29 protein-coding genes are annotated in these 25,745 nt (G+C 52.1%); 8 read left to right on the top strand and 21 right to left on the bottom strand.

Annotated elements, in window-relative coordinates; genetic code table 11:
- Positions 1–20 precede the first annotated feature (20 nt).
- Positions 21–1,178, top strand: a complete 1,158-nt coding sequence (locus ACFQ1T_RS08255; RefSeq protein WP_379075603.1) for a metallophosphoesterase — start codon at positions 21–23, stop codon at positions 1,176–1,178.
- Here the strand turns inward: ACFQ1T_RS08255 and ACFQ1T_RS08250 are convergent.
- From ACFQ1T_RS08250 to ACFQ1T_RS08225, 6 genes are read right to left on the bottom strand one after another with little or no spacing between them, the layout of a single operon-like run.
- On the bottom strand, positions 1,175–2,134 hold the full coding sequence (locus tag ACFQ1T_RS08250) for a vWA domain-containing protein (RefSeq protein WP_379075600.1): 960 nt from the start codon (positions 2,132–2,134) through the stop codon (positions 1,175–1,177). The two genes, ACFQ1T_RS08255 and ACFQ1T_RS08250, sit on opposite strands and share 4 nt — an antisense overlap.
- The gene (locus ACFQ1T_RS08245) at positions 2,134–2,670 is read right to left on the bottom strand and encodes a hypothetical protein (RefSeq protein WP_194748151.1); all 537 of its coding nucleotides are present in this window, start codon (positions 2,668–2,670) and stop codon (positions 2,134–2,136) included. The genes ACFQ1T_RS08250 and ACFQ1T_RS08245 overlap by 1 nt, the downstream gene beginning before the upstream one ends.
- Positions 2,667–3,635 carry a vWA domain-containing protein gene (locus ACFQ1T_RS08240; protein WP_379075597.1) on the bottom strand — a complete coding sequence of 323 codons (969 nt, stop codon included), beginning with the start codon at positions 3,633–3,635 and terminating at the stop codon, positions 2,667–2,669. The genes ACFQ1T_RS08245 and ACFQ1T_RS08240 overlap by 4 nt, the downstream gene beginning before the upstream one ends.
- Positions 3,635–4,564 (bottom strand): hypothetical protein, encoded by a 930-nt coding sequence (locus ACFQ1T_RS08235; RefSeq protein ID WP_379075594.1) that lies wholly within the window; start codon positions 4,562–4,564, stop codon positions 3,635–3,637. Before ACFQ1T_RS08235 ends, ACFQ1T_RS08240 begins: the two co-directional genes overlap by 1 nt.
- 21 nt (positions 4,565–4,585) lie before the next feature.
- The gene (locus ACFQ1T_RS08230; protein WP_313988301.1) at positions 4,586–5,446 is read right to left on the bottom strand and encodes a DUF58 domain-containing protein; all 861 of its coding nucleotides are present in this window, start codon (positions 5,444–5,446) and stop codon (positions 4,586–4,588) included.
- Positions 5,447–5,455: 9 nt separating this feature from the next.
- On the bottom strand, positions 5,456–6,502 hold the full coding sequence (locus tag ACFQ1T_RS08225; RefSeq protein ID WP_379075591.1) for an AAA family ATPase: 1,047 nt from the start codon (positions 6,500–6,502) through the stop codon (positions 5,456–5,458).
- 182 nt (positions 6,503–6,684) lie between these two features.
- Here ACFQ1T_RS08225 and ACFQ1T_RS08220 point away from each other — a divergent pair, with 182 nt between their 5' ends.
- Complete coding sequence (locus ACFQ1T_RS08220; RefSeq protein ID WP_379075588.1) at positions 6,685–7,458, top strand: hypothetical protein; 774 nt, start codon at positions 6,685–6,687, stop codon at positions 7,456–7,458.
- Between the two features lie 38 nt (positions 7,459–7,496).
- Entirely contained in the window at positions 7,497–8,051 is a 555-nt protein-coding gene (locus tag ACFQ1T_RS08215) for a TetR/AcrR family transcriptional regulator (RefSeq protein WP_275355772.1), read from the top strand.
- 6 nt (positions 8,052–8,057) lie between these two features.
- On the opposite strand, the gene ACFQ1T_RS08210 is transcribed toward ACFQ1T_RS08215, so the two are convergent.
- The gene (locus tag ACFQ1T_RS08210) at positions 8,058–8,309 is read right to left on the bottom strand and encodes a hypothetical protein (RefSeq protein ID WP_379075585.1); all 252 of its coding nucleotides are present in this window, start codon (positions 8,307–8,309) and stop codon (positions 8,058–8,060) included.
- A 585-nt stretch (positions 8,310–8,894) separates the two neighbouring features.
- Here ACFQ1T_RS08210 and ACFQ1T_RS08205 point away from each other — a divergent pair.
- The 4 genes from ACFQ1T_RS08205 to ACFQ1T_RS08190 are packed head-to-tail and all read left to right on the top strand — an operon-like array spanning position 8,895 to position 11,208.
- A complete protein-coding gene (locus ACFQ1T_RS08205) occupies positions 8,895–9,233 on the top strand; it encodes an ArsR/SmtB family transcription factor (protein WP_379075582.1) in 339 nt (112 codons plus the stop codon).
- On the top strand, positions 9,230–9,688 hold the full coding sequence (locus ACFQ1T_RS08200; protein WP_379075579.1) for an ArsI/CadI family heavy metal resistance metalloenzyme: 459 nt from the start codon (positions 9,230–9,232) through the stop codon (positions 9,686–9,688). The genes ACFQ1T_RS08205 and ACFQ1T_RS08200 overlap by 4 nt, the downstream gene beginning before the upstream one ends.
- Positions 9,689–9,692: 4 nt before the next feature.
- A complete protein-coding gene (gene arsB / locus ACFQ1T_RS08195; protein ID WP_313988317.1) occupies positions 9,693–10,733 on the top strand; it encodes an ACR3 family arsenite efflux transporter in 1,041 nt (346 codons plus the stop codon).
- 1 nt (position 10,734) lies between these two features.
- Entirely contained in the window at positions 10,735–11,208 is a 474-nt protein-coding gene (locus ACFQ1T_RS08190; protein ID WP_379076902.1) for an arsenate reductase ArsC, read from the top strand.
- A 26-nt stretch (positions 11,209–11,234) separates the two neighbouring features.
- On the opposite strand, the gene infA is transcribed toward ACFQ1T_RS08190, so the two are convergent.
- From infA to ACFQ1T_RS08175, 3 genes are all read right to left on the bottom strand, one after another.
- Complete coding sequence (gene infA, locus ACFQ1T_RS08185) at positions 11,235–11,471, bottom strand: translation initiation factor IF-1 (RefSeq protein WP_018985695.1); 237 nt, start codon at positions 11,469–11,471, stop codon at positions 11,235–11,237.
- 101 nt (positions 11,472–11,572) lie between these two features.
- Complete coding sequence (locus ACFQ1T_RS08180; RefSeq protein WP_018985697.1) at positions 11,573–11,779, bottom strand: cold-shock protein; 207 nt, start codon at positions 11,777–11,779, stop codon at positions 11,573–11,575.
- A gap of 259 nt (positions 11,780–12,038) precedes the next feature.
- The gene (locus ACFQ1T_RS08175) at positions 12,039–12,965 is read right to left on the bottom strand and encodes a LysR family transcriptional regulator (protein ID WP_379075576.1); all 927 of its coding nucleotides are present in this window, start codon (positions 12,963–12,965) and stop codon (positions 12,039–12,041) included.
- Between the two features lie 118 nt (positions 12,966–13,083).
- On the opposite strand from ACFQ1T_RS08175, the gene ACFQ1T_RS08170 reads away from it, so the two are divergent.
- Entirely contained in the window at positions 13,084–13,338 is a 255-nt protein-coding gene (locus ACFQ1T_RS08170; RefSeq protein WP_275355790.1) for a DUF2798 domain-containing protein, read from the top strand.
- A gap of 75 nt (positions 13,339–13,413) precedes the next feature.
- On the opposite strand, the gene ACFQ1T_RS08165 is transcribed toward ACFQ1T_RS08170, so the two are convergent.
- The 11 genes from ACFQ1T_RS08165 to nuoF form a co-directional block, all read right to left on the bottom strand.
- Complete coding sequence (locus ACFQ1T_RS08165; RefSeq protein ID WP_313988330.1) at positions 13,414–13,947, bottom strand: phosphatase PAP2 family protein; 534 nt, start codon at positions 13,945–13,947, stop codon at positions 13,414–13,416.
- A gap of 160 nt (positions 13,948–14,107) precedes the next feature.
- A complete protein-coding gene (locus ACFQ1T_RS08160) occupies positions 14,108–14,389 on the bottom strand; it encodes a DUF2818 family protein (RefSeq protein WP_194748165.1) in 282 nt (93 codons plus the stop codon).
- 1 nt (position 14,390) lies between these two features.
- A complete protein-coding gene (gene nuoN / locus ACFQ1T_RS08155; RefSeq protein ID WP_379075572.1) occupies positions 14,391–15,836 on the bottom strand; it encodes an NADH-quinone oxidoreductase subunit NuoN in 1,446 nt (481 codons plus the stop codon).
- A 17-nt stretch (positions 15,837–15,853) separates the two neighbouring features.
- Complete coding sequence (locus tag ACFQ1T_RS08150) at positions 15,854–17,362, bottom strand: NADH-quinone oxidoreductase subunit M (RefSeq protein WP_194748167.1); 1,509 nt, start codon at positions 17,360–17,362, stop codon at positions 15,854–15,856.
- The gene (gene nuoL, locus ACFQ1T_RS08145) at positions 17,362–19,434 is read right to left on the bottom strand and encodes an NADH-quinone oxidoreductase subunit L (protein ID WP_275355797.1); all 2,073 of its coding nucleotides are present in this window, start codon (positions 19,432–19,434) and stop codon (positions 17,362–17,364) included. Before nuoL ends, ACFQ1T_RS08150 begins: the two co-directional genes overlap by 1 nt.
- Positions 19,435–19,439: 5 nt before the next feature.
- On the bottom strand, positions 19,440–19,745 hold the full coding sequence (nuoK, locus tag ACFQ1T_RS08140; RefSeq protein WP_194748169.1) for an NADH-quinone oxidoreductase subunit NuoK: 306 nt from the start codon (positions 19,743–19,745) through the stop codon (positions 19,440–19,442).
- A 2-nt stretch (positions 19,746–19,747) separates the two neighbouring features.
- On the bottom strand, positions 19,748–20,371 hold the full coding sequence (locus ACFQ1T_RS08135) for an NADH-quinone oxidoreductase subunit J (protein ID WP_379075567.1): 624 nt from the start codon (positions 20,369–20,371) through the stop codon (positions 19,748–19,750).
- Positions 20,372–20,390: 19 nt separating this feature from the next.
- Positions 20,391–20,882, bottom strand: a complete 492-nt coding sequence (nuoI, locus tag ACFQ1T_RS08130; RefSeq protein ID WP_228518756.1) for an NADH-quinone oxidoreductase subunit NuoI — start codon at positions 20,880–20,882, stop codon at positions 20,391–20,393.
- Between the two features lie 39 nt (positions 20,883–20,921).
- A complete protein-coding gene (gene nuoH / locus ACFQ1T_RS08125; RefSeq protein ID WP_313988343.1) occupies positions 20,922–21,950 on the bottom strand; it encodes an NADH-quinone oxidoreductase subunit NuoH in 1,029 nt (342 codons plus the stop codon).
- A 1-nt stretch (position 21,951) separates the two neighbouring features.
- The gene (gene nuoG, locus ACFQ1T_RS08120) at positions 21,952–24,384 is read right to left on the bottom strand and encodes an NADH-quinone oxidoreductase subunit NuoG (RefSeq protein ID WP_379075563.1); all 2,433 of its coding nucleotides are present in this window, start codon (positions 24,382–24,384) and stop codon (positions 21,952–21,954) included.
- 26 nt (positions 24,385–24,410) lie between these two features.
- On the bottom strand, positions 24,411–25,745 hold the full coding sequence (nuoF, locus tag ACFQ1T_RS08115; RefSeq protein ID WP_379075560.1) for an NADH-quinone oxidoreductase subunit NuoF: 1,335 nt from the start codon (positions 25,743–25,745) through the stop codon (positions 24,411–24,413).

Genomic DNA, 25,745 nt, shown 5'->3' with positions numbered 1-25,745 from the left:
TAAAAGATTCCAGCTCAACCATGCCTCCCCTGCGTTTTTTAATCATCACCACAACCCTGATCGGGTTACTGCATTACTACATTGGCAGCCGCTTGTTGTCTGGCCTGGACTGGTCAAGCACAGTGTTATGGCTGGGATGGCTGGCACTGGCACTCTCCGCCTTGCTACAACCTGTCGCTTTCCTGGCACGGGGCTTACGTAGCGAAACCCTCCGAGACCGAGTGAGCTGGATCGCCATGACGGTGATGGGGCTATTTTCGTCTTTGCTTGTATTCACTGTGCTGCGGGATGGATTGCTGTTGGCCGTCGCCGGCTTACATGCGACAGGAGTCGTTAAGGTTGACTTTTTATGGCTGGAACGGCAAACCGCGTTCGCTACTTTGCTGATTGCCTGCGTCATCAGCCTGATTGGGTTTTTTCACGCACGTAAACTGGCTCGCGTCATCCATGTCAGCGTGCCGTTACGCAACTTGCCGGCCGCCCTGCATGGCTTCAAGATTGCACAAATCAGTGATATTCATGTCGGCCCGACCATCAAGCAGCCCTATCTGTCACGCATCGTTGAAGCGGTGAATGCGCTGGAAGCGGATTTGATCGCGATTACCGGCGACCTGGTGGATGGGCGTGTGCATGAACTGGCGGAACACACGCGCCCACTGGCGCAGTTATCAGCGCGCCATGGCAGCTTTTTTGTCACCGGCAATCATGAGTATTACTCCGGCGCCCTGGCCTGGATTCATGAACTGGAACGTCTTGGTATACGCGTTTTGCTCAATGAGCATGTACAACTGCTGCACGGAGAAGCCACCTTGGTAGTGGCGGGTGTGACAGACTATACGGCTGGCAGCTTTTACGAGGATCACCACAGCGACCCTCAGGCCGCCATTGCCGGTGCGCCTGCCGCGGCGCCTAAAATCCTGCTCGCGCATCAGCCACGATCTGCCGAAGCCGCCCAGGCGGCCGGCTTTGATTTGCAGCTATCCGGGCATACACATGGTGGCCAGTTCTGGCCCTGGAAATACTTTGTGCCCTTGCAACAACCCTATGTTGCCGGGCTGCACCGCCTGCAAGACTTATGGATTTATGTCAGTCGCGGCACCGGCTATTGGGGACCCCCCAACCGCTTTGGTTCCCCTTCTGAAATTACCTGCCTGACCTTGATGCCTGCACAGGATTAACTGCGCGCCCCTGCCGTTCGCCGCATGCGCAAATCGGGCACATACGTCGCCAGTATCAGCACCAGGGCAGACAGCAGGTAAAAGCTGCGTAAAGGGTAATCGGTGACAAAGCTGGCGGTGGCTGGCTTGGCCGCCAATGCCTGGTAAAAAGCTGGCTGGTCTACGCCTTTGACATAACTGCCTTTAAACTCGGCCGCCAGTGATTTTAAATAGTCTTCCTCCAGTTGCGACAGCATGCGGTCATACTCGGCGTAAGCCACAGGAGGGTCTGGCTCATCCTGGCTGGGGTCGGCATAAGTCACGCCAACAGCCCCCGCGTTATTGTTGTCGCTCACCGGCCAGTCCCCGACGCGTTTATTGGCAGAGTTGTAGCGTGGAATCGCCACTTTTTCTGCGCCGCCTACACCGACAAAGGTGAAAAACTCCCCAATCTGTACCCCACTCAAATCCTGTTTGATCGTCACATTGACGCGCGGCGCTTCATCGCCATCCGTAAAAAACAGCATCTGCGCCGGTTGATTGAGCGCATCATAGACATGGGTCGCCGCATGCACCGCAAAGCTCAGGCGACTGTTGCCTTTCCAGGCCATGCGCCATTCCAGGTGGTCGATGCCGTCGGTAATCACATCCAGGTTTTTGCATACCTCCAGCGGTGTTTGCAGCATGGCGATATTATCCGAGGCAAAAATGCCCAGGCTAAAGTATGTGCCGCAAGGCGATCTCTGCACCAACTGCTTCATTAAATGCTGGCTATAGGCCAGGCGACTCACAGTCTGCTGATTCAGCCGTTCATCCTCTGCATTCATGCTTTGTGACACATCGGCAATCATCAAATAATGCTGCACCTGCTGCTTGAGCTGGACCTCAGGCTTGAGCAGCGCCAAGCCGAGCAGGCCGAGGGCCAAACCGTAGCAGACCGGCTCATAATGTTTGCTTAACCATGCCCATCCACGCATCAGGGTAATCCTATCGGTAAGTTACTGAGTTCCATATGCGATTGCTCCTTGCTACCGGCTTGCATGCCACGTGCCATGACCGAATGCAGCAGCGACAAGTTGAATTTTGCCGTCTGGTCATCCGGTTGCAAACGCAAGGCCTGCTCATAAGCAATTTTGGCCTGGCTAAACGCATAGCGGGCTTCATCCTGAAACGAGCCATCTTCGTTGACCGTGCGTACGAGGCCGGACAAAAACAGGTTGTTGCCGATATTAAAGTGGATATGCGGCAGTGCATTGGCAGGTGGCGATGCCTCAAGGGCCTGACCATAGGTTTGCACCGCATGTTTATAGTCGCCATGTTGACCCTGGTCATACGCCGCAGTAAATTTCTGCAGATAAGCCTGGCCGCCCGTTTTAATCACCTCGCCAGCGGCGATCTGGGCGTTGAGTACGCGTGTAGCGTGTAATTGCCAGCCAAAATACAGTGTTCCTGCCAGGCCTGCCAGCGTCAGGCCCAGCCAGAGTGTATTGGCATGTTTGCGATAGATGCTCATTCGTATACCTTTATCTGTTTAATCAACAACAGGGCCAGCCCCAGCAATAACGCTACGATGATCAAATCCCTGGCGTAATCATGGCCCGGAATCATGATGTCGTACTGAATCAGGTTCTTTTCCTTGGCGTCAATCTCACGCAAGGCGGATTCAAGTGCGGTGGCGTTATCCGCTTCAAACGCCTTGTATTTGATATTGAGCGACTGAAAAAAACGGTCCAGCGCAATCGCCTCGGGCAGATGGTCATCGTCATAGCTGTTTTGCGTAAAAATGCTGATGTCGTCCGGCTCACGCAACACAATCCAGTACAAATTGAGCTTTTTACCCACCAGCTGTTTGCGAATCTGGTATTTGACGCGCGGGCTTAACTTACCGGCGCCGTCGGACAGCAGCACAATGGCGCGTGAGCCGGTACTGGGAATCTGCTCGAACAAGGTCACGGCATGCGTAATACCTGCCCCGATATTGGTCTGGTTGATGGCGGGCCCCGTCGCTGCCTGGATCGCAGCGTGAATACCGTCGCGGTTGGTGGTGATTTTCATGCCATACAACGCTGAATTGGTAAACCCCACCACCCCCATCATGTCATCAGGCCGTGAGTCAATAAAGGCGGTAATCAGCCGTCTGGCCGCCGCAGACTTGATTTCAGCGGCGCGCCCGCCCACGCTTTGCCCGGCAAACGGATGGTCCATACTGACGCTGCGGTCAATCACAAACACGCTTTGCGCGCCCTTGCCGATTTTCTTTTCCTGATGACTATCGCCCTGCAATCCGGCCAGGGCCAGCACCAGACACAATAGCATCAGACTCGTTGCGACCTTGACCAGCAGATGAATGCGCTCGGAGAACGGATCGTCCGGCACCATCTCAAGCCACGAGTAAGCTTGCGCATGGCGGCTGGTCAGCAAAAACGGGACGGCAATCACCGGCAACAGGAGTAAAAACCAGGGACTCAGGCTGTGCATCAGACGCCCCGCTCACAACTGCGCAACTGACGTGTCAACATCTTGCATTGCTGCAGATAATCGGCTGCCGCAGGCAGCTGGTTACCATAAAGCAGCGTATTGGATTGCGCATAAAACTGCTGAATCTGGTCGGTATACGCCGCAAATGCAGGCTGTTTGGCGACAAACATAGGGACCTGACTGGCCAGCATCTGCTGGCCAAAATGCTGGTTAAAGGCTTGCTGCATCGCCAGTGCCGCCCGGCTTGCCCCCTCCTGGGTGGCGGGCAAGCGTTGCAGGCGACGATAGGCCTGAGCGAACGGGCCATTCAGCATGGGCAACCAGGCCCAGCTGGCATTGCGGTATAGCAAAATTAAACTGCCCAGCAAAGCCAGCCCCCCACTGACCAGCAAGCCTAGGCTTAAGGGGTGTGTGTCCAGTAAGGCTGCGCGGTGCTGGCCCAGCAAGGTAGGTTTGGCCGGTTGCATGCGGTCAGGCAGTTGCGCCATCAGCCAAAAGCGCCAGGCGGGTAGCGTCACGCTGGCGCCACTCGTAAACACAATCTGTTCGGGCGGTAAGGCTAATTGCACGGGCTGGCCGCTGCTGGCAAACACCTGATACTCAAACGTCAACGTATACACCGTTTTGCCCGCTTGTCTGGCATGCGTCTCTTGCACCTGCCTTAACTCGATACCGTTACGCTGCACGCCCTTGATTGGCAGCTTGTCTGGCTGCAGTTGCAGCGACTCAGGGACAGACAGCGTGATGCGCCGTTGCAGGACATCGCCAATCTGAATGCCTGCATAGTGCGCAGGATTTTGCAGATGCAACACCTGGATGGCCTGGGCTGCAGAGGAGGCGACCGCTTGAGGGGCAGCCGCATCCTCTTTGGCCAGGGATTCGGCCTTGACTGGTGCTATCCAGATCAAGCCGGTTAAGCAAACTATCAAAAATGGATTCATCGCTACACGCTATTGAATAAGTTGTTCAAAATAATCGGAAAGCATCGCCGCTTCAAACGCGCCTGTGACATACAACGGGCGAATCTCAAACCTGGCGAATAATTGATCCAGCGCTTGCTTGCGCTGCTCAAACTGCGCCACAAAGCGGGCACGCAAAGCGGGCCGGAAAAAAATAGTTTTTTGCTGCCCGGTCTCGGGATCTTGCAAATTGCCAAAGCCCAACCGTGGCAAGCGCTCATATTCCTGTGGATCCCATAACACCAGCGGAATCACCTGATGGTTAGACAGACTGTTCAGACTTTGCTCAATCAGCGACAAGGGCAGATGAAAATCCGAGATCCAGAACACCAGTCCTTTTTGCTGCCCCAGCCAGGCCGTCGCCTCTACAATCCCTTGTCCATCCTGAGGCCCCGCCTCAACTTCTGTCAGTTGCGCAATGGTGTCAAAGGATTGCTGGGCGTGGTGCCCGGGCGCCAGGCTGAGCTCTGGCAGCACACGATGCTGGTAGCAGACCATGCCGAACAAATCGCTGTTTTCATGGGCGGAGCAGGCAACCGCAGCCGCTATCGCCTGCAAGGTTTCATACTTGCTGACGTGCCCCTTGAACTGCATGGAACTGGACAAATCACACAAGGCATACAGCGGCGTGGAAGCCTCTTGCTTGAAAACCCGGATCTGGATCTGTTCATAAGGGTCACGCAAGGTTTGCCGCAAATCCAGCCGTCTGGCATCTGGATAATCAACCAGCGAGACATGCTTGCTGAACTCATCACCAATGCCGCGCTGAACCCCCTGATGCGCTCCGCTATGCACACTGGCTGAACGCCACGGCACCTGGTAAAAAAAGGACTGTACTTTATCGGGCATCATGGTCTGGCATCATGCGGCTTTGGCCCGTTCAGGGACGCTGACCGTGGCAAGAATCTGCTGGGTCAGCTCTCGGGACAGTTGCGTACGGCGGCTCTCGAACATCGGATTCAATACCAGGCGGTGCGCGATGATTTCATGAAAGACAGCATGGATATCCTCTGGATACAAATGCTCGCGCTGCATGAGCCAGGCATGCACGCGCGCGGCCTTGAGCAGCATCCCCATGCCGCGCGGGCTGGCGCCGGTATGAATCAGGCGGTTAACATCCACACTCTCCAGACGCACGCCAAACGCTGCCGGGGATTGCGTCGCCTGCCATAAATCCAGCGCATACTCCTGTAACACGTCACTGGCCTGAATATGGCTTTGCAGCACATCTGAAAACGCATTCAGCTGGTCATAGGCCAGCACGCCGGACTGGACTTGCTGCGTGAGGCGCTCTGCATGCTGGAATTTGACATCAAACATCAGAGCCTTGCGCAAATCGCGATCGTCTGGAATATCAATCGGGATTTCCATCATGAACCGGTCGCGCGCCGCGGAAGGAATCTCGAAGGTTTCATTTTTCTCGACCTGGTTACGGTCCGCAAACACCAGCATATGCGGCAAGCGGTATTCTTTTTTGAAGGCGGTGACATGACGCTCGGCCATGACCCGCAACATCAAGGCATGGACTTGCGGGCGGGCACGGTTGATTTCGTTGAAGAAAAAGACCGACAGTTGCTCACCGGCGCGCAGCAATGGCCCCTCTTCGACCTTGGGGCGACCATCTTCACCGAGAAAAGTATGGTAAATGAGGTCATTGGGCATCAGGTCTACCGTGCCCTCAATCCGCTCATAAGCGCCGCCCAGACCGCGCGCAATCGATTGCAGCAAGGTGGTTTTACCCACCCCCACGCCGCCTTCGAGCAAGACATGACCGCGGGCAAAAATGGCAATATTAATGGCGCGGATGGCCTGGTCCTGACCCACCACCACTTTTTTCACTTCATGCTCCAGCGTCAGCGCATGATCGCGCCAGTCCGCCAGTTGGCTTGCTACAGATGCAGATGTCATTGTCTATCCCTTGTTAAGCAATGCAGCCAGGGCTATGATGCCAATCGGGCCGCTGAAAAGATGAATGAACCCCTGCTTGCATTTTAGCCAGTCACACGATAATATGCAGACAGGTCTGTTCACTTTTTTCCAGTCTACTTCAGCCAACAAAAAAAAAGCAAGCGAATTTTAGGGGTCACCGGGTGAATTTTTTAGCGATTGTGAATCAGACCAGGCAGTCCATGACGCGCAGGGGCATGACCTATGCCAGCCAGGCGCTGTGGCACTTGGGGCTGCGGCAATGGGCAAAACATGCCCCGTTTTACCAGTTGCGTGATGCACTGATGGATTGGAACCAGCAACGCATTCAACGCAGCGGCAAGGCGGTTGCGTTAAATGCGCAGGATATTGCGGCATTACGGCAATTACTGGAGCAGGCGCAACAGCAATCCAGTGCAGCCCTGCCAGCCGCCCTGCTCGACCAGTGGTTTTTCCTGGCCGTTGGCGCGATACAGGTGCATACACAAACTGGGTCAGCGCGTGCATGGCAATTGTTTGAGCAGTCTGTGCATAGCCAATTGGGCAGCACAACATGGCAGCGCAGCTGGTCATTTGGCGCACTGGTCACCCTCTGCGTGATCTGGATGAGCTTGAGTACAGCCCCACACAAGCCTGTCACAGAGGAGGCCTCCCCATTAGAGACCGCAGTCAGCCATGCTGGCGGCGGCACGGCGGACCCGGTGACATTGAGTTTACTCAACCTGGCCTACCAGAAAATGCAAAGTGGCAGTTGCCAGTTACCGCAGGCAGCGATGTTACCAGAAGCCCAGCGTCAGGCCTTTTTGATGTTTGTGACTGAAGGCAAGGTGGATGTGGACCAAGTGGAGCATTTAAGACAAGCCCTGGGCTATGTCAGCTGCTTGTATCCGCAAGAGTTGATGCGTCCGCAAGGACGGGATCGTTTACCAAGAGAATAAAAATTCTAGCCCTGAATCGGGAAAAAGGGATATACCAGATGAACATGCGAGATAAAATTCTGAACATTGCAAGCACGCTGTTTGACAGCCGCGGCATCCAGGCTTCTGGCGTGGATACCATTATCCTCGAAGCCGGAGTTGCCAAGGCGACGCTATACAAACACTTTCCGAGCAAAAATCTGCTGATTACCGCCTATTTGCGTGACAAATCGGACAAATTTTACGCCTGGCTTACCGCTCAACTCACCTCACGCAAGGCAGAATCGCTGGAGTTATTGCTGTTATTGTGTGAATTGATGGAGCAATGGATCAGCCAGCCCGCGTTTCGCGGCCTGCCCTTTCACATTGCCGCCGTCGAGTTTCCTGAGCAAGATCATCCGATCAATCAATACTCAGTGGTGCTATCCAAGGAGTTGCAAGGCTTTTTATGCAAGATTGCCCGCGACGCAGGCGCCAAAGACCCGGAAGCCCTCGGCCAGCAATTGACCATTCTGTTTGAAGGCGCCGCCCTGGTGGAGCGCCTCACACCCAATACCGGCGCCGCCAACCGTGCCAAACTGGCGGCCATGACCTTGGTGCGTAATGCCATTTAACGAAGCTCAGTCGTTGTTTGGGTCGGCATGAAGTCTTGCGTCAATCACCGGCCCATGGTGCTGGCTATCGACGCAAGCGCCTCCTGACTCGCCATGCACGGCTTTTATGGTCATGCCTTGATGGACAGTCATTACCAGCTTGGCCAGTAAGCCTATCTCTACACTAGCCGCAATTTCTCCCGCTTGTACCGCAATCGCAAAGCGCTCGCCTAATTTGTGCTCCATGGACATGCGATAGCCATTCAAAAAGGCTTTCATGGCTTCGGCTTCGGTGCTGCAAGCCTGTGCGCCTTTGTATAACCAGATACCCGGCAGGATGGTGGGTTTTAGCCAGCATATTGGCGGCTTGCGTAAGGATGCGCTTATATCACCTGTCCCGCGGTCGGCTGGCTCAGCGCCGCTACCAGAAAGGCGGCAGGCCCCTGCACGTATCGCTCGACGGCCTTCTGGTACATCGCTTCCATCAGCGTACTCTTACGGCCATATTCATAAACATGTTGGCAGAGATGCCAGCAAGGGGGAGCACTCAGGAGGCCACACTGAAAAAAGCGTCTACTTAGAATATATACATGCCGATACCGAACTGCCCACCTTACCGCAAACCTTGGCTACCGTTCTTTTTACAGCCAATGTCATTCGAACTGACACTAGAAAACTGCCAATTCTGTCAGCATCTTGTTGCTCACAGCTTGTCTGCTAAGCTTAACCCAATGGGTCTTGCCCTCGCCTGAATAAACACACCCGCCCTGCCTTGCAGGGCTTTTTCTTCGCTGCAATCCCTGCTGTATTTTTTCAGCAGGCTCAGCACTTGATATATTTCCATATTTGTGGAAATATAGAAAAATGAATAAAGAACAAGCGCTCATTGCACTGTCTGCCATTGCCCAATCAGCACGACTGGACATTTTTAGATGCCTGGTCCAGGCAGGGCCGGAAGGCCTGGCGGCCGGCGTGCTGTCAGACGCATTACAGATTGCGAATAGCACGCTGTCTTTTCATTTGAAGGCGCTGACCCATGCCAACCTGATTTGCGCCCGCCAGGAAAGCCGTTTTATTTATTACACGGCCAACTATGCACAGATGAATGGCTTGCTGGCTTATCTCACCGAAAACTGCTGTGGCGGCGATAGCACCTGTTGCCCTGAGCTGCAATGTTTACCAACCTCCAAGGAAACCCGATGAAACGTATGCACCTGCATGTCCGCGTGACCGATCTGCCACAGAGCATCCGCTTTTATTCGACGCTATTTGGGATTGGTCCTAGCGTTGAAAAGGCTGACTATGCCAAATGGATGCTTGAAGATCCGCGCGTGAATTTTGCCATCAGTGCCCGCGGCCAGGCACCTGGGCTGGATCACGTTGGCATACAAGTAGAAACCGCCGATGAACTGGAAGTGATTCAGGCACGATTGCAAGCGGCAGACATGGCGGTGTTATCACAAACCGACACCACTTGTTGTTATGCCAAATCGGATAAACATTGGGTGCAGGACCCCTCTGGCCTGGCCTGGGAAAGCTATTTGACGCTGGAAAGTGCACCTACGTTTAACGATGCAGGGAAAACAACTGCTTCAGCCCCCTGCTGCACCCCGATGGCACAGCCAGTCAGTATTCAAATCAAAAAGAAGGATGTTTAAGCCGATGACAAATCAAGCTTCAGGTATTGGAAATTTTGAGCGCCATCTGACCTGGTGGGTACTGGCGTGCATTATCACCGGCATCGCACTGGGCAAACTTGCCCCAGATTTTTTTCAGGCATTGGGAGCGTTGAAATGGGCAGAGGTGAACTTGCCCGTGGCCGCCCTGATCTGGCTCATGATTATCCCCATGCTGCTCAAGGTGGATTTTGGCGCCATGCGCGAGGTACTGGGGCATGCCAAAGGCATCACGGTCACCCTGGTGATTAACTGGCTGGTGAAGCCGTTTTCCATGGCTTTGCTCGCCTGGCTGTTCATTCGTCACCTGTTTGCCGACTGGTTACCCGCCGAGCAGATTGACAGTTATATTGCCGGGCTGATTTTACTGGCCGCCGCACCCTGTACAGCGATGGTATTTGTCTGGAGCAATTTATGCCAGGGTGAGCCCAAATTCACCTTGTCGCAGGTGGCTATCAATGATGCCATCATGCTGGTCGCGTTTGCCCCCCTGGTCGCACTCCTGCTGGGCCTCTCCAGCATCATCATCCCCTGGCAAACCTTGCTGGTGTCAGTGAGCCTGTTTATCGTTGTGCCACTGATATTGAGCCAACTGCTACGGCGTTGGCTGCTGGCAAAAGGGCCTCATCGATTCGCAGCCACCCTGCAAACCATCCAACCCTTTTCCATGGCGGCATTATTGTTGACGCTGGTGTTGCTATTTGCTTTTCAAGGCGGGCAAATCCTGTCGCAACCGTTGGTGATTGCCTTGCTGGCAGTGCCGATTTTGATCCAGGTCTATTTCAACGCCCTGCTGGCCTACTGGCTGAATAAACAATTCAAGGTCGCCCATTGTGTGGCGGGCCCCTCTGCACTGATTGGCGCGTCTAACTTTTTTGAACTTGCTGTGGCGACAGCGATTGCTTTGTTCGGGTTTGACTCGGGCGCCGCACTTGCAACAGTGGTCGGCGTGTTGATAGAAGTGCCAGTCATGCTATCTATCGTCGCCATCGTAAACCGTTCCAAACATTGGTATGAAAGTGTGTAATATGCGCATCCTGTTTTTATGTACCGGCAACTCCTGCCGCTCCATCATTGCCGAAGCCACCTTTAATCACCTTGCGCCGGCAGACATGCGGGCACAAAGTGCCGGCAGCCATCCTACGGGTGAGGTGCATCCTCGCTCAATTGCCCTGCTGCAGGCCAAAGGCATTGCCACAACAGGCTATTTCAGCAAGTCCTGGGACGAGATTGGGGAAACACCTGACATTGTCATCACCGTCTGCAGCAACGCAGCCGGTGAAACCTGCCCTGCCTATCTAGGCAATGTGCTCCGGGCACATTGGGGGGTGGATGATCCAGCCAAGGCGACTGGCACCGAGGCTGAGATTGCGGCCAGCTTTGAGCAAGCCTACCGGATTCTGCGCACGCGTATTGAAGCCTTCCTTAAGTTGGAAAGCACAATATATCAGGACAGAGTAGCGCTACAGACCGTCTTGCAGCAGATAGGTCAACTCAGTTAAGTAGCGCGTATGCTAGGTGACAGCGCTTAAAAAGGTTTACGCGGCTCAAGGTGGCGGAAAATAATCCGGCCTTTGTCCATGTCATAAGGGGACATTTCAATGGTGATTTTATCGCCAGCCAAAATACGGATTTTGTGTTTGCGCATCTTGCCGCCGGTATAAGCGATCAACTCGTGACCATTATCCAGCTTCACCCGATAACGGGCATCAGGCAAAATTTCCGTCACTGCACCCTGCATTTCGATTAATTCTTCTTTAGCCATCGCTATCCCCCTAAAAAGTAAGTCGTTTCAAAATAAAAAAGCCCGGAAACTCCGGGCTTTTCTCGGAGGCTGTATTCACAGCCTTGCCGAAAACCATTGAATTACTCAATGATTTGAATGTTTGCCGCTTGTTTGCCTTTAGGGCCTGTTGCCACTTCAAAGCTTACGCGTTGGTTTTCTTTGAGTGTTTTGAAGCCAGCAGATTGAATTGCAGAGAAGTGCGCGAACAAATCTTCGCCGCCGTTATCCGGAGTAATAAAACCAAAACCTTTAGAGTCGTTAAACCATTTAACAGAACCTGTCACCATAATAAATCCTTGTACAAAAAATAAAAATGCGGGCGGTTGCCCATTAAAACGAGGATCAAGATGGCGAGAAGTAACGATAGAACCAAAAGATAGAACCGGGGAACAACAACACTACTTGAACTTCGTGAGTTGGTACTATGCACGTAATATCAAATATTAGCAACAAGTATTTGACAAATTGAAAGATGCCGCGACAATCTTCGTCAAAAACAGCATATTGCCTTGATCAAGGCTCAGGCTTGGCGTGCCGCATTGGGCCTCATTCCCAAGACTGCGGGATCGCGCTCACCAGATAATCCATAAATGCGCGCACCTTGTTGGTCATGGCGTACTTGTCGCGATAACAGGCATAAAACTCTAAGGGGACGCTCTCGGCTGCCATCGCCTCCGGCTGTTGGGCGGAAGGCTGAAACAGCGGGATCAGCGTTCCCTTTTTAATCGCGTCATTGACGACGAATGCGGCCAGGCGCGCAATTCCCGCCCCCGCCAAAGCAAGTTGAAAAATGGAGTCGATATCATTGCAAACGATGCTAGGGATGATTTCAGGCTCGTATAACATGCCATTGCGGTTAAAACTCCAGTTCAACAAGCGTCCATCCACCGGGATGCGGAACAACAGGCAATCATGTTGCGATAAGTCTTCTGGGGTCTGAGGCAGGCCTTTGCGTTGCAGATAGTCCGGTGCAGCACAAAATAGCACGGGGACGGTCGCGATTTTCCTGGCAATCAGTCCTGGCTCTAGCTGCTGTTTGAAACGGATGCTGATATCGATATCCTCTGCCACATGATCCAGGCTACGATCAGACAGAATCAGCTCCAGAGACACTTGCGGGAAACGGCGGCTAAATGCCGGGATCAACGGCATTAAGACATGACGGCCAAAAGCCACCGATGAACCAATCCGTAAGCGCCCCTGCGGTTGCCCGTGAAACTCGGTAATGGCCGATTGTGCCTTGGCCAGCACGTCTACCAGATGCTGGACCTCTGCATAATAAAGCGCACCACTTTCTGTCAGCGCCAGCTTGCGCGTGGTTCGCATCAACAAGCGCGTCCCCAATGACTTTTCCAGCCGCTGGATATTCTGGCTGGCCGCTGCCGCTGTAATGCCTTGCAAACGCGCACCCGCCGCAATACTGCCGGCCTGTATCGCTTTTACAAAGCTTTCTATGCTTCTTAAGGTATCCATAAACTATCGAATAGCATGATTGATTCGATAGTTTAACTTTATAGTGATTAAATCTTCAAGCCTCTACCCGGCAACTGTGTGAGCTTTTATAGTGTCACCACACATTAGGAGAACCACCATGAATCAAACCAGAACGACTTTCCGCAAGATCCCTAAGCAATTTACGCCTTATGTGTTTGCCTTTTTTATGGCAGGCATCATGGCCTTTTTGATGTCTATGGTCATTGTGGCCGCCAACAGTGGCTTGCAAGCCGGTTATGTGACGCGTGTCATCCACGCTTATACACTCGCGATGCCTGTCGCTTTCTGTTGTGTGCTGATTGTGCGACCAATTGTCATGCATTTGGTGAATCAGTTGGTCGACACCCATTGATGGCGTGAGCGGCCACAAACAAAAACGGATACCAAGGTATCCGTTTTCACGCAGACTAAAGCATGTGTATGACGATTAAAACAGCGGTGCGTACAAAGCGACCAGCGTGTACCCAATCAATCCTCCTGCCAAGACATCACTCGGATAATGCAAACCCAGTACCACACGTGAGATGCCAACTAACACGACAAACGGATAAACGACAGGAAACAGTTGCGGGTAATAATGCACGGCCACCATGCCAAACGCCACCGCGTGCAAGGTATGCCCTGAAGGAAAACTGAAGTAATCCAGCGGCGTGCCACTCAACAAGACATCCTGACGCACCTGAAAGGGTCGTGGACGACTGGTGCGATGTTTCAACCATTTATAGACCAGTGTACCGCTCAGTCCTACGGTCAACATATGCAGGCAGACGTAAAGACCGTGCTGGCCCTGGCTGATGGCAATCACCAGCATGAGCAAATACCAGAACATGCCATCGCCCATACGCGAAATGGCGCGAAACAGGTTGCGTATCAGGCGATATTGTCCGGTATGGCTGACTTTGACACACAGTCGACTATCGACCGACTGCACCCATCCCAGTGTTTGTTGTAGTTTCAGCATCGCAGGTCCTTTCCGGGGCTTCCCCCGACTATGCTTGTTGGGTAAGCCTAGTCTGAACCGGATGCTTTAAATTAGCGTGAAAGATTGATGAATTAAATATGACGGGTGCTTATGCGATGAGCGCATGCCAAGGAGTAGCCCTTGTACATTCACGCAGGCTTTATTTCCAGAGTACCCGATAGACAAAGCCCGGGAATGAAAACACCAGAAACAGGCATAGCGTGACACTGTAGAACTCCCAGCCTTGCGGCCAGACTTGTCCCATCACATAACGCTCAACCAGGTAGCCAATCAGCAGCGTGATGAAATAGGCAGGCAACATGGCGGCAAAACGCTGCCATAGCTGCTGAATATTGCCGACCAAACCCAGCCACTTATCCGAAATCCAGGCCAGGTTTGCCAAAAACAACATGAGCAACAAAAAAATGAGTTTGGTAGCCATCTTATTGCAGACTCATCAGCAAGCTATGCCCGCAGACGCCTAATAGAATTTCAGGGAACAAGCCCAAGCCCAGTAACGCCAGGGTATGCACACTGAGGATAAAGCGCATATCGATCGGTGCGGACAGCGGTGTATGGTCTTCCGGTGCATCAAAATACATTTTACGCACGATGTTGAGATAGTAGAACGCACCAATAGTCGCCATCAGCACGGCAAACACCACCTGCCAGGTGAAGCCAGCCTGCCAGGCGGCCTGCAATACGGTGAATTTGGCATAAAAACCAATGGTAGGCGGAATACCGGCCATGCTGAACATAATGATCAACATGAGGAAAGCAAACCATGGATGGCGCTGGTTAAGCCCTTTGAGATCGTTGATCTCTTCGGCTTCAAAGCCCTGACGGCTCAATAACAGAATGATACCGAAGCCGGCAATTGACATCAGGACATAGGCACTGATGTAAAAGAAGCTGGAAGCAAAGCCATTGGCATTGGCACTCATCATGCCGAACAGAATGAACCCAACATGCGAAATCGTGGAATATGCCAACATACGCTTGAGGTTGGTCTGCACAATCGCGCTAAAGTTACCGATGATGATGGACAACACCGCCATTAACATCAGCATATCCTGCCAGTCCATGGCCAGCGGATGCAGACCTTGCACCAACAGACGCACGGTCATCGCATAAGCCGCCAGTTTTGGCACGGAGCCAATTAACAGTGTCATCGGAGTTGGCGACCCCTGATAGACATCGGGCACCCACATCTGGAACGGGACAGCGCCAAACTTGAAGGCAATACCGGCAACCAGAAACACCAAGCCCATGATCAGCACAGGGCTCTTGGGCTGCTGACTAATGCTGTTGGCAATATCACTGACATCCAGGCTGCCAGTCATGCCATACAGCATACTCATGCCATATAGCAGCATCCCTGAAGCGAGTGCACCTAACACAAAATATTTCATGGCCGACTCGGACGCTCTTGGATTATCGCGATCAAAGGCTACCAGAGAGTAGAGGCACAGTGACAGCAATTCCAGGCCCATATAAATGGTCAGCAGGTTGTGGCCTGACACCATGATCATCATACCGAGCAAGCCGAACAGGACCATGGCATAAAACTCACCACGATAGAGGTTACGGTCTTGCAGGTATTTGCGGGTATATACCAGGATCAACGAGGTGCCCAGATACATCATCATTTTGATGACGTCTGACAAGGTATCGTCAATAAACATATGCGAGAAGGCAAAGCCCACCGCTGGTGTATGTGTTTTAAAAGTCAGGAAGGCGGCCGCAAGCAAGGTCAGCTGACTTAATCCATAAATCATGAAGCGGTTTTGTGGCAGGATGAACAAATCCAGCAACAAAATAAACATGGCCATGCCCAATACAACCATTTCCGGCAACAGGGCGAGCAAGTCAAATTGCATATTATCCATTTTTTAAAATCCTGCTTTTAATAGCCTGTGACGGGCAATTTGGAAATCGCCATATGTTTCAGGAACTCTGTGCTGGTTGCCTGCATCACTTCGGTCAGTGCTTGTGGATAGACGCCGAAACCAATCACCAAGATGGCCAGAATACCCAAGATCAGGAACTCACGTTTGCTGAGGTCGCTCAGTTCGGCCACGTGATGATTCGTCACATTGCCAAAGAACACACGCTTGGTCATCCACAGCGTATAGGCTGCACCAAATATCAAGGTCGTCGCGGCAAAGAAAGCCACCCAGAAATTGAATTTGACTGCGGCCAGAATCACCATAAACTCGCCCACAAAGCCGGAGGTGCCAGGCAAGCCACTGTTGGCCATGGCAAACAACACAGCGAATGCGGCAAACACAGGCATCTTGTTAACCACGCCACCATACGCGGAAATTTCACGGCTATGGACGCGGTCGTATAACACACCTACGCTCAGGAACATCGCAGAAGAAATAAAGCCATGTGAAATCATTTGCACCAAGGCCCCCTCAAGCGCCAACTGGCTAAACATGAAGAAGCCCAAAGTGACAAAGCCCATGTGCGAGATCGAAGAATAAGCAATCAGCTTCTTCATGTCTTTTTGCACCAGCGCGACCAGTGCGATGTAGACCACTGCAATCAGCGACAGCGCGACCATGGCTGAAGTGAAGTAATGGGCTGCATCCGGAGCAATCGGCATGGCAAATCGCAGAAAGCTGTAGCCGCCAAGTTTCAGTGCAATGGCCGCCAGCACCACAGAACCACCCGTAGGTGCCTCAACGTGCGCATCCGGCAACCAGGTATGCACTGGCCACATCGGGATTTTCACCGCAAATGCCATGAAGAAGGCAATGAAAATATAGATTTGCGCTTGCAGGCTGAGCGGTAACAAATAGTAATCAGCCAACTCGAAACTGCCAGTCTGGTGATACAGGTAAATAAAAGCGACCAGCATCAACAAGGAGCCCAGCAAGGTATACAGGAAAAACTTGATGGTAGCGTAGACGCGGTTAGGCCCGCCCCAGATGCCAATCACCAGGAACATCGGAATCAGCATCGCTTCCCAGAAGACGTAATACAGAATCGCATCAAGCGCGGTGAACACACCAATCATGATCCCGCTCATGATCAGGAAGGCCGCCATGTACTGTGCCACATGTTTGGTAATCACTTCCCAACCTGCCAGTACCACAATCACCGTGGTAAAACTGGTTAACAGCACCAAAGGCATTGAGAAGCCGTCGACCCCCAGGTGGTAATGCATATTGAAGGCCGGTACCCAGGGCAGCAATTCTTCAAACTGGAAGAAGCCGTCGTGAATATCAAACTGCGTGTACAGCGGCACAGTCACCAGAAAACTGACCAGGCTACCTACCAATGCCAGCCATCGAGTCAATGTGGCCTTTTGGTCACCGCCTAGCAACAACACCAGCACGCCAGACAATACCGGCAGCCAGACGGCCAGACTTAACCAGGAAATACTTGTGAGGTCGGCTTGCATCATTAGTTAATTTTGATAAAGAAAGTCATAAGAAGGAATACGCCAATAATCATGGCAAAGGCGTAGTGATAAATTAAACCGGATTGCAGCGTGCGTATCTTGGCAGCAATCTTGCCCATGGTATTGGCTGTGCCGTTGACCATGGCGCCATCAATCAACGTGATGTCACCAAACTTCCACAACAAGCCGCCTAGACAGCGTGAACCTCCGGCAAAAAACTTCTCGTTAAAGCTGTCAAAACCGTATTTGTTTTCGAGGATGTTGTAAATCACGATAAAGCGGGCTTTGATTGCAGCAGGGATATCCGGACGCTTCATATAGAAGAACCATGATAGTGCCACCCCGGAGGCCGCCAGGAAAAATGGCAGGCTGGTAAAGCCATGAATCGCCATGCCAGCCGGACTATGCATGAACTCGTGGTAGTGATGGGCGAGGTGCTCCATGGCAGGATGCGCTTCAGGATTCACAAAAATCACATTTTTGAAGAAATCACCGTACAGCATCGGTTCCAGTGCAATGTAACCAATCACCAGTGAGGGGATCGCCAACAACGCCAATGGCAAGGTAACGACCCAGCCTGGCTCATGCGGATCATCGTTTGGTCCTAGGCCATGATGATGTTCTTCGTCGTGTGCATGGTCATCATGATGCGCGTCGTCATGGTGTGCGTCTGCATGTGCGACATGTGCATGGTCATCATGTTTGGCATGGCGCCACTTTTCCTCACCGTGGAATACCAGGAAGTACAAACGGAATGAATAGAATGCGGTGACAAACACACCGACAATCACGGCAAAATAGGCAAAACCACTGCCAGGGATATGCGACAACTCAACCGCTTCGATGATGCTGTCCTTGGAATAAAACCCGGCAAAGAACGGCGTGCCAATCAAGGCCAGAGAACCGATCAAAGAGGTGATCCAGGTGACCGGCAGGTATTTCTTGAGGTTACCCATGTTGCGGATATCCTGGTCGTGGTGCATACCCATAATCACCGAACCGGCACCCAGGAATAACAACGCCTTAAAGAACGCATGGGTCATCAGATGGAAAATGGCTACAGAATAGGCTGATGCACCCAATGCAACAGTCATATACCCGAGTTGCGACAAGGTCGAATAGGCCACCACGCGCTTGATATCGTTCTGGATAATACCCAGGAAGCCCATGAACAGCGCAGTGATCGCACCGATCACCATCACGGTTGATAAAGCAGTCGTAGACAACTCATACAATGGCGACATACGTGCAACCATAAAGATACCCGCAGTCACCATAGTGGCAGCGTGAATCAGCGCAGAAATTGGCGTTGGACCTTCCATGGAGTCTGGCAGCCAGACATGCAGCGGAACTTGTGCAGATTTACCCATGGCACCGACAAACAATAACAGGCAAGTGACTGTCATCAGGGACCAGTTGCAACTACCAATCAAATTAACTTGTGTATTGGCAAACTCAGGGGCACGCTGAAACACGGTGGCGTAATCGAGGCTACCAAAGTAATACAGCACCATGCCTATACCCAACAGGAAGCCGAAGTCCCCTACCCGGTTAACCAGAAAGGCTTTCAAATTGGCGTAAATGGCGGTGGGACGTGTAAACCAGAAACCAATCAGTAGGTAAGACACCAGACCGACCGCCTCCCAGCCAAAGAACAACTGCATGAAGTTGTTGCTCATGACCAGCATCAGCATGGAGAAGGTAAACAGCGAAATGTAGCTGAAGAAGCGGCTATAGCCTGGATCTTCTTCCATGTAGCCGATGGTATAAATATGCACCATAAGTGATACAAAAGTCACCACGACCATCATCATCGCACTCAGGTTATCAATCAGGAAGCCCACTTCAAAATGCACGTCACCGGAATTGAGCCAGGTATACACCGCTTCGTTGAGCGTGAAGCCATTCAGGGTTTGGTTAAAAATGTAGGCAGACAAGGCGAATGCCGCGCCGACGCCAGCGATGGTCAACACATGTGCGGCCCAGCGCGGTAAGTAATTCCTGAAGAGGCCAACAGCGGCCGCAGCCAGCAAAGGCAACATCGGAATCAAGATCAGGATTTGTTTTATTGTCATCACGCTTAACCTTTTAATTGATCCAGATCATCGACGTTGATGGTACGCAGGTTGCGGAACAATACGACCAGAATCGCGAGACCAATTGCTGACTCCGCCGCAGCCACCGTCAAGATGAAAAAGACGAATACCTGACCACCAATATCATTGAGGTAATGCGAAAAAGCCACAAAATTCAGGTTAACGGCCAACAGCATCAACTCAATTGCCATGAGCAAAATAATGACGTTTTTGCGGTTGAGGAAAATACCAATCACACTGATGGCAAACATCAGCGCCCCCAAAATCAGGTAGTGAGACAAACCGACCATGATTATTTACTCTCCTCTGCAGACGGTGCTGGCACTTCAACTTCAGCAGGCATAGAGATAATACGCAATCTGTCGTTACGCTTCACTTTGACCTGCTCGGCCGGATTCATGGATTTGTTGTCTTTACGCTCGCGCAAGGTCAACACAATGGCGGCAATCATCGCCACCAGCAACACGACCGCAGCCAATTCAAACGGCAGCAAATAGTCGGTATACAACACCTTGCCCAACGCAGCCGTATTACTGAAGCCTGCCGGTGCAGACACTGCCTGACTGGGATTGAGGTTTTTGGCAGAAAGCACCATCATCATTTCAGCCATCATGACCACGCCAAAGGTCAATGCCAATGGCAGGTTAGACCAGAAGCCTTCACGCAATTTGTCGATATTGATGTCCAGCATCATCACCACAAACAGGAACAGCACCATCACCGCCCCCACGTACACCAGAATCAGGGCAATGGCGAGAAACTCGGCTTCAAGCAACAACCAGATGCCTGCCGCCGTAAAAAACGCCAGCACCAGAAACAGTGCAGCATGCACGGGGTTACGCGTAGTAATCACGCGGATGCCAGAGAACAGCAGAATCGCAGCCAGCACATAAAAAACAATATCGGTAAATAACATTTAGGATTCCTGTCCGCGCTTATCGATAAGCTTTATCCTGGGCGCGGTCTGCTGCAATTTGCGCCTCGTATTTGTCACCCACTTCGAGCAACATTTTTTTTGTATACAGCAAGTCGCCGCGCTGCTCGCCGTGGTAGTCAAAAATCCGGGTTTCCACGATGCTATCCACTGGGCAGGATTCTTCACAAAAACCGCAAAAAATGCACTTGGTCAGGTCAATGTCATAACGCGTGGTACGGCGGGTGCCATCATCACGCTGCTCGGATTCAATCGTAATCGCCATCGCCGGACAGACGGCTTCACACAGCTTGCAGGCAATGCAGCGCTCTTCACCGTTCGGGTAGCGGCGCAACGCGTGCAAGCCACGAAAACGGTTGGACTGCGGCGTACGTTCTTCCGGGTATTGAATAGTAATTTTCTTGGCGAAGAAATAGCGTCCGGTCAGGGCCATGCCTTTGAGCATCTCCCATAACATCAAACTGCCTAATGTATTTTTAATTGCGTTCAACATGGTAAGGTTTCCAAATACGTTGTCCGTGCGATTGTCCAGTTAGTGGAATAAATAAGCCCACTGGGTTTGCATCATGCCACCGACCACAATAATCCAGACCAGCGTGATGGGAATAAATACTTTCCAACCCAAACGCATGATCTGGTCATAGCGATAACGTGGAAAGGTAGCGCGGAACCACAAGAACAGGAACAACAGGAAAGCGACTTTTGCCAGCAACCATAAAATACTATCAGGCAAGAACGGCACCGGGGATAACCAACCGCCCAAGAACATCAATGCGGCCAGCATGGACACCAGCATCATATTGGCATACTCAGCCAGGAAGAACACCGCAAAGGCCATGCCAGAGTACTCTACATGGAAACCTGCCACGATTTCAGACTCACCTTCGGCGACGTCAAACGGTGCGCGGTTGGTTTCAGCCACCGCACTAATAAAATAGACTACAAACAGCGGGAACAACGGCAGAAAATACCAGTGCCAGAAGCCTCCTTCTTGTCCCATCACGATCTTGCCCAAATTCAGTGAGTTGGCACACATCAAGACACCGACCAGTGTAAACCCCATGGCAATCTCATACGAGACAATTTGTGCTGCGGAACGCAAGGACCCCAGAAACGCATATTTTGAGTTGGACGCCCACCCGGCGATAATCACGCCGTAGACAGCAACTGAGGTCATGGCCAGTATATAGAGTAAGCCTGCATCGACATTGGCCAATACCAAAGTGGCATCAAAAGGCACCACGGCCCAAGCTGCAAACGCCGGAGCAATTGCCAGTACTGGACCAATAAAAAACAATGCTTTATTAGACGCAGTCGGCAGGATAATTTCTTTAAAAAGCAATTTGAGGCCATCTGCCAATGGTTGTAACAAGCCCCAGTAGCCCACACGGTTGGGACCGATACGCACCTGCATGTAACCAATCACTTTACGCTCGGCCAGTGTGAGGTAGGCAACGCCTATCATCAATGGCAGCACAATCGCCACAATTTTAATCAGTGTCCACACGACCAGTTGTACGTCTGTCCAGTAGGAACCAAATAATTCAGCAAAGAAATGCATGTTATGCCATCTCGGTCAGTTGTTTTTCGTAAATTGCCACTTGCTCGGCAGACGCTTTTTCAATGGTGATATCCCCCATCAAATCACCCAGACCCGCAGTGAGTGGATGCGCTGCAGCCACACGCACACAGCCTTTGGCAACGTGGTTATCCAGACGCGCTTTAAGCACGGCACTGCCTTTATCCTGACGGGCGACAACGATGTCGCCATCTTGCAAGCCAAGCTCTGCCAATTGGTCAGCATGCATCCGTGCCATCGGACGGATGTTGTATTTGGTTTTTTGCAAGGGCGCAGAACGGCGCACGATCGGGTCAGACTCGTATTGTGGCACTTCACCAATTCGCTGCAGGCCTTGTTTCTTGATATTCACCTGAATTTCGACCAGCTCTTTGAGGTTGTTGTTGAGACTGCGCCAGACCACGGCTGAGGGCTTCTCACCATTAAAGATGGCATTTTTCACTTCGTCGGAACTGTTGTATTCAAAGCCAGGCAAGTCCAGCGTATTTGCCAGCACACGCAGGACTTTCCAGCCTGGGCGCGCTTCGCCGAGAGGACGCGTCACGGCCTGGAAGCTCTGTACACGCCCTTCCATGCTCATAAAGCTGCCTGAGGTCTCGGTGAACGGCGTGATCGGTAACAGGATATCGGCGTTGTCGAGTGCTGCAGACTTGTAAGCCGTCAAGGCAATCACGCACTCTGCTTTGGCGATGGCATCGGCTGCCAGTGCGGCATGCTGACAATCCAGCTCAGGCTCGATATTGAGCAATAGATATGCTTTGCGTGGGACTTCCAGCATGGCGCGCGCGTGCATGCCAGTGGCTGTAGGCATGACACCCATCAAATGCATGCCGGTGCTGTTTGCCGCTGGCGGTAAAATACCGCCTTTCGCACCGCTGATGCCGCCAATGGCTTCAGCCATACTGTACATCTCGGTAAAACGGGGATCACTCAAGGCCATATTGCCTAGAAAAATACCAACCTTGGGTGCAATCAGGATCAAGTCGTCGCTGATACCTGCCAGGCACTCTGCAATTTTTTGCGTATTGGGACGCACCTGAATTTCTTCGAGTAACTTGTTCAGGGTGGGTGGCAAGCATAGCGACAGTTTTTGCAACCCGGACATGGCTTTGAGTATCTGGCCCAACACATTCACCATGTCGTTCGGGCGCACAATGACTTTATGTGCAATGTCCATCAATGGATCGTTATCGAGCGGGCTGACAATACATAATTCCGCCCCTCTTGAAACCGCCTTGCGGATACGTTGTGCCAGCAAAGGATGTTCATTGCGGATATTCGAACCAATCAGCAGGATGCGATCCAGCTCTTCGATTTCCTGAATATTGCAGCCCATCCATGGGGTGCCGGTACGTTTGCCATCCAGGCGGAAGTCTGTCTGGCGCAGGCGGTAATCGACGTTGCCACAGCCCAAGCCATCTGCCAGCTGCTTGATCAGGTAGCCTTCTTCCATGGTGCTATTCGGAGAAACCAGCACGCCCAAGGCATCACCGCCATATTGTTTGGTAATGTCTTTGAGCTGACCCGATGCAAACTCAATGGCTGTTTTCCAGTCAGTTTCCTGCCATTGCCCGTTGTGCTTGATCATGGGCACCTTGAGGCGGTCTGGACTGTTCAAGCCCTCGTAGGAGAAACGGTCACGGTCAGACAGCCAGCACTCGTTAATCGACTCTTTTTCACGCGGTAACACACGCATGACTTTATGATCTTTGACGTGGACTTCAATGTGCGAGCCCAAGCCATCGTGCGGCGCAATCGAAGGTCTGCGCACCAGCTCCCAGCTGCGTGCAGAGTAACGGAAAGGCTTGCTGGTCAGCGCGCCTACCGGGCACAAATCAATAATATTGCCACTGAGTTCGGAGTTCACAGACTGGTCAACATAAGCGGTAATCTCGGCATGCTCGCCACGATTGACCAAGCCCAGCTCCTGCATGCCGCCTACCTCTTTCAGGAAGCGCACACAGCGGGTACATTGGATACAACGTGTCATGTCAGTGCTGACCAGCGGACCAATGTTTTTGTTGAAGACCACGCGTTTTTCTTCGGTATAGCGTGAGCCAGACGCGCCATAAGCGACGGCAATATCCTGCAAATCACATTCACCGCCCTGGTCGCAAATCGGGCAATCCAGCGGGTGGTTAATCAGCAAAAACTCCATCACGCTTTGCTGAGCTTCCACGGCAGATTTACTACGGGTGTAAATCTTCATGCCATCCGCCACCGGGGTTGCACAGGCAGGCAGCGGTTTGTTGAATTTTTCTACCTGCACCAGACACATACGACAGTTGGCGGCCACCGACAGCTTTTTGTGGTAACAAAAACGCGGGATGGCGATCCCTGCCGCATCGGCCGCATCAATAATGGTGCTGCCATGTTCGACTTCTAGAGGTTTGCCGTCAATTTCGATGTTTAGCATGTGATTACCGTTAAGCTTAAAACCGTTTATTTACCATCTACCATGGATTTGCCATGCTGGATGTAATACTCAAATTCGGGACGGAAGTGCTTGATGAAACTCAACACAGGCGTTGCTGCAGCATCGCCCAAAGCACAGATGGTTCGGCCAGAAATGTTGTTACTTAAATCAGTCAGCAAGTCGAGATCTTCCATCTTGCCTTTGCCATCGACAATACGCTCGATAATGCGGTACACCCAACCGGTGCCTTCGCGGCAAGGCGTGCATTGCCCACAGCTTTCTTCATAAAAGAAATAGCTTAAGCGCTTGAGTGTTTTCACCATGCAGGTGGTTTCGTCCATCACAATCATGGAACCTGCACCCAGGCTGGAGCCGGCTTTGCTCAAGCCATCATAGTCCATGGTGGCATTTTCAATGGCGCTCGCTGGCATGACCGCAGTGGAAGGGCCACCTGGAATCACCGCTTTGAGTTTGCGACCTTTCCAAACACCACCGGCCATGGTCAGCAGGTCCTTAAAAGGTGTCCCCATTTTGATCTCGTAGTTACCTGGTTTTTCAACATGACCAGACACCGAGAATAACTTACTGCCACCAGAATTAGGCACGCCTAAATCTGCAAATGCCTGACCGCCATGCTGCATGATCCAGGGGATAGAAGCATAGCTCTCGGTATTGTTGACGTTGGTCGGCTTACCAAATACACCGTAGCTGGCCGGGAATGGGGGTTTGAAACGAGGCTGGCCTTTTTTGCCTTCAATCGACTCAATCAGGGCCGTTTCTTCACCGCAGATATAAGCACCGTATCCATGGACAGCATAGAGATCAAAGCTAAATTCAGTGCCGAACAGGTTTTCACCCAGGTAGCCAGCTTCACGCGCCTCAGCTAACGCAGCCTCAAAAATCTCATAATCCTGCCAGATTTCACCGTGGATATAGTTATACCCCACGCGAGCACCCAGCGTATAAGCGGCAATCGCCATGCCTTCGATTAACTGGTGCGGGTTATACCGGATAATGTCACGGTCTTTAAATGTGCCTGGCTCGCCTTCGTCAGTGTTGCAAACCAGATATTTGGTGCCGTCGTAATAACGCGGCATAAAGCTCCATTTGAGGCCAGTCGGGAAGCCTGCACCACCTCGACCACGCAGATTGGATACCTTGACCTGGCTGATGATATCCGGGGCCTTCACTTTTTCGGTCACCAAGCGCTTGAGCTGGGCATAGCCGCCTAATTTCTCATACGTTGCCAGGGCGGCAGAGTTGTCTTCGCTAAGTGTGCGCAAAGTTACTAATGTCTGGCCGGCCAAATCAGTTTTGATCACTGGTTTACTATTCAAGGAAGCATTTGAAGTCTTAGCCAT

The organism is Methylophilus glucosoxydans, from assembly GCF_042676145.1.
Classification (GTDB): domain Bacteria; phylum Pseudomonadota; class Gammaproteobacteria; order Burkholderiales; family Methylophilaceae; genus Methylophilus; species Methylophilus glucosoxydans.
This window is presented reverse-complemented; position numbering and strand designations above follow the sequence as displayed.

Excerpts from the sequence above, each read along its gene's own strand:
- ACFQ1T_RS08255 (WP_379075603.1), top strand. The coding sequence starts at position 21 with ATGCCTCCCCTGCGTTTTTTAATCATCACCACAACCCTGATCGGGTTA.
- ACFQ1T_RS08250 (WP_379075600.1), bottom strand. The coding sequence starts at position 2,134 with ATGCGTGGATGGGCATGGTTAAGCAAACATTATGAGCCGGTCTGCTAC.
- ACFQ1T_RS08245 (WP_194748151.1), bottom strand. The coding sequence starts at position 2,670 with ATGAGCATCTATCGCAAACATGCCAATACACTCTGGCTGGGCCTGACG.
- ACFQ1T_RS08240 (WP_379075597.1), bottom strand. The coding sequence starts at position 3,635 with ATGCACAGCCTGAGTCCCTGGTTTTTACTCCTGTTGCCGGTGATTGCC.
- ACFQ1T_RS08230 (WP_313988301.1), bottom strand. The coding sequence starts at position 5,446 with ATGATGCCCGATAAAGTACAGTCCTTTTTTTACCAGGTGCCGTGGCGT.
- ACFQ1T_RS08225 (WP_379075591.1), bottom strand. The coding sequence starts at position 6,502 with ATGACATCTGCATCTGTAGCAAGCCAACTGGCGGACTGGCGCGATCAT.
- ACFQ1T_RS08215 (WP_275355772.1), top strand. The coding sequence starts at position 7,497 with ATGAACATGCGAGATAAAATTCTGAACATTGCAAGCACGCTGTTTGAC.
- ACFQ1T_RS08210 (WP_379075585.1), bottom strand. The coding sequence starts at position 8,309 with ATGAAAGCCTTTTTGAATGGCTATCGCATGTCCATGGAGCACAAATTA.
- ACFQ1T_RS08205 (WP_379075582.1), top strand. The coding sequence starts at position 8,895 with ATGAATAAAGAACAAGCGCTCATTGCACTGTCTGCCATTGCCCAATCA.
- ACFQ1T_RS08200 (WP_379075579.1), top strand. The coding sequence starts at position 9,230 with ATGAAACGTATGCACCTGCATGTCCGCGTGACCGATCTGCCACAGAGC.
- arsB (WP_313988317.1), top strand. The coding sequence starts at position 9,693 with ATGACAAATCAAGCTTCAGGTATTGGAAATTTTGAGCGCCATCTGACC.
- ACFQ1T_RS08190 (WP_379076902.1), top strand. The coding sequence starts at position 10,735 with ATGCGCATCCTGTTTTTATGTACCGGCAACTCCTGCCGCTCCATCATT.
- infA (WP_018985695.1), bottom strand. The coding sequence starts at position 11,471 with ATGGCTAAAGAAGAATTAATCGAAATGCAGGGTGCAGTGACGGAAATT.
- ACFQ1T_RS08180 (WP_018985697.1), bottom strand. The coding sequence starts at position 11,779 with ATGGTGACAGGTTCTGTTAAATGGTTTAACGACTCTAAAGGTTTTGGT.
- ACFQ1T_RS08175 (WP_379075576.1), bottom strand. The coding sequence starts at position 12,965 with ATGGATACCTTAAGAAGCATAGAAAGCTTTGTAAAAGCGATACAGGCC.
- ACFQ1T_RS08170 (WP_275355790.1), top strand. The coding sequence starts at position 13,084 with ATGAATCAAACCAGAACGACTTTCCGCAAGATCCCTAAGCAATTTACG.
- ACFQ1T_RS08165 (WP_313988330.1), bottom strand. The coding sequence starts at position 13,947 with ATGCTGAAACTACAACAAACACTGGGATGGGTGCAGTCGGTCGATAGT.
- ACFQ1T_RS08160 (WP_194748165.1), bottom strand. The coding sequence starts at position 14,389 with ATGGCTACCAAACTCATTTTTTTGTTGCTCATGTTGTTTTTGGCAAAC.
- nuoN (WP_379075572.1), bottom strand. The coding sequence starts at position 15,836 with ATGGATAATATGCAATTTGACTTGCTCGCCCTGTTGCCGGAAATGGTT.
- ACFQ1T_RS08150 (WP_194748167.1), bottom strand. The coding sequence starts at position 17,362 with ATGATGCAAGCCGACCTCACAAGTATTTCCTGGTTAAGTCTGGCCGTC.
- nuoL (WP_275355797.1), bottom strand. The coding sequence starts at position 19,434 with ATGACAATAAAACAAATCCTGATCTTGATTCCGATGTTGCCTTTGCTG.
- nuoK (WP_194748169.1), bottom strand. The coding sequence starts at position 19,745 with ATGGTCGGTTTGTCTCACTACCTGATTTTGGGGGCGCTGATGTTTGCC.
- ACFQ1T_RS08135 (WP_379075567.1), bottom strand. The coding sequence starts at position 20,371 with ATGTTATTTACCGATATTGTTTTTTATGTGCTGGCTGCGATTCTGCTG.
- nuoI (WP_228518756.1), bottom strand. The coding sequence starts at position 20,882 with ATGTTGAACGCAATTAAAAATACATTAGGCAGTTTGATGTTATGGGAG.
- nuoH (WP_313988343.1), bottom strand. The coding sequence starts at position 21,950 with ATGCATTTCTTTGCTGAATTATTTGGTTCCTACTGGACAGACGTACAA.
- nuoG (WP_379075563.1), bottom strand. The coding sequence starts at position 24,384 with ATGCTAAACATCGAAATTGACGGCAAACCTCTAGAAGTCGAACATGGC.
- nuoF (WP_379075560.1), bottom strand. The coding sequence starts at position 25,745 with ATGGCTAAGACTTCAAATGCTTCCTTGAATAGTAAACCAGTGATCAAA.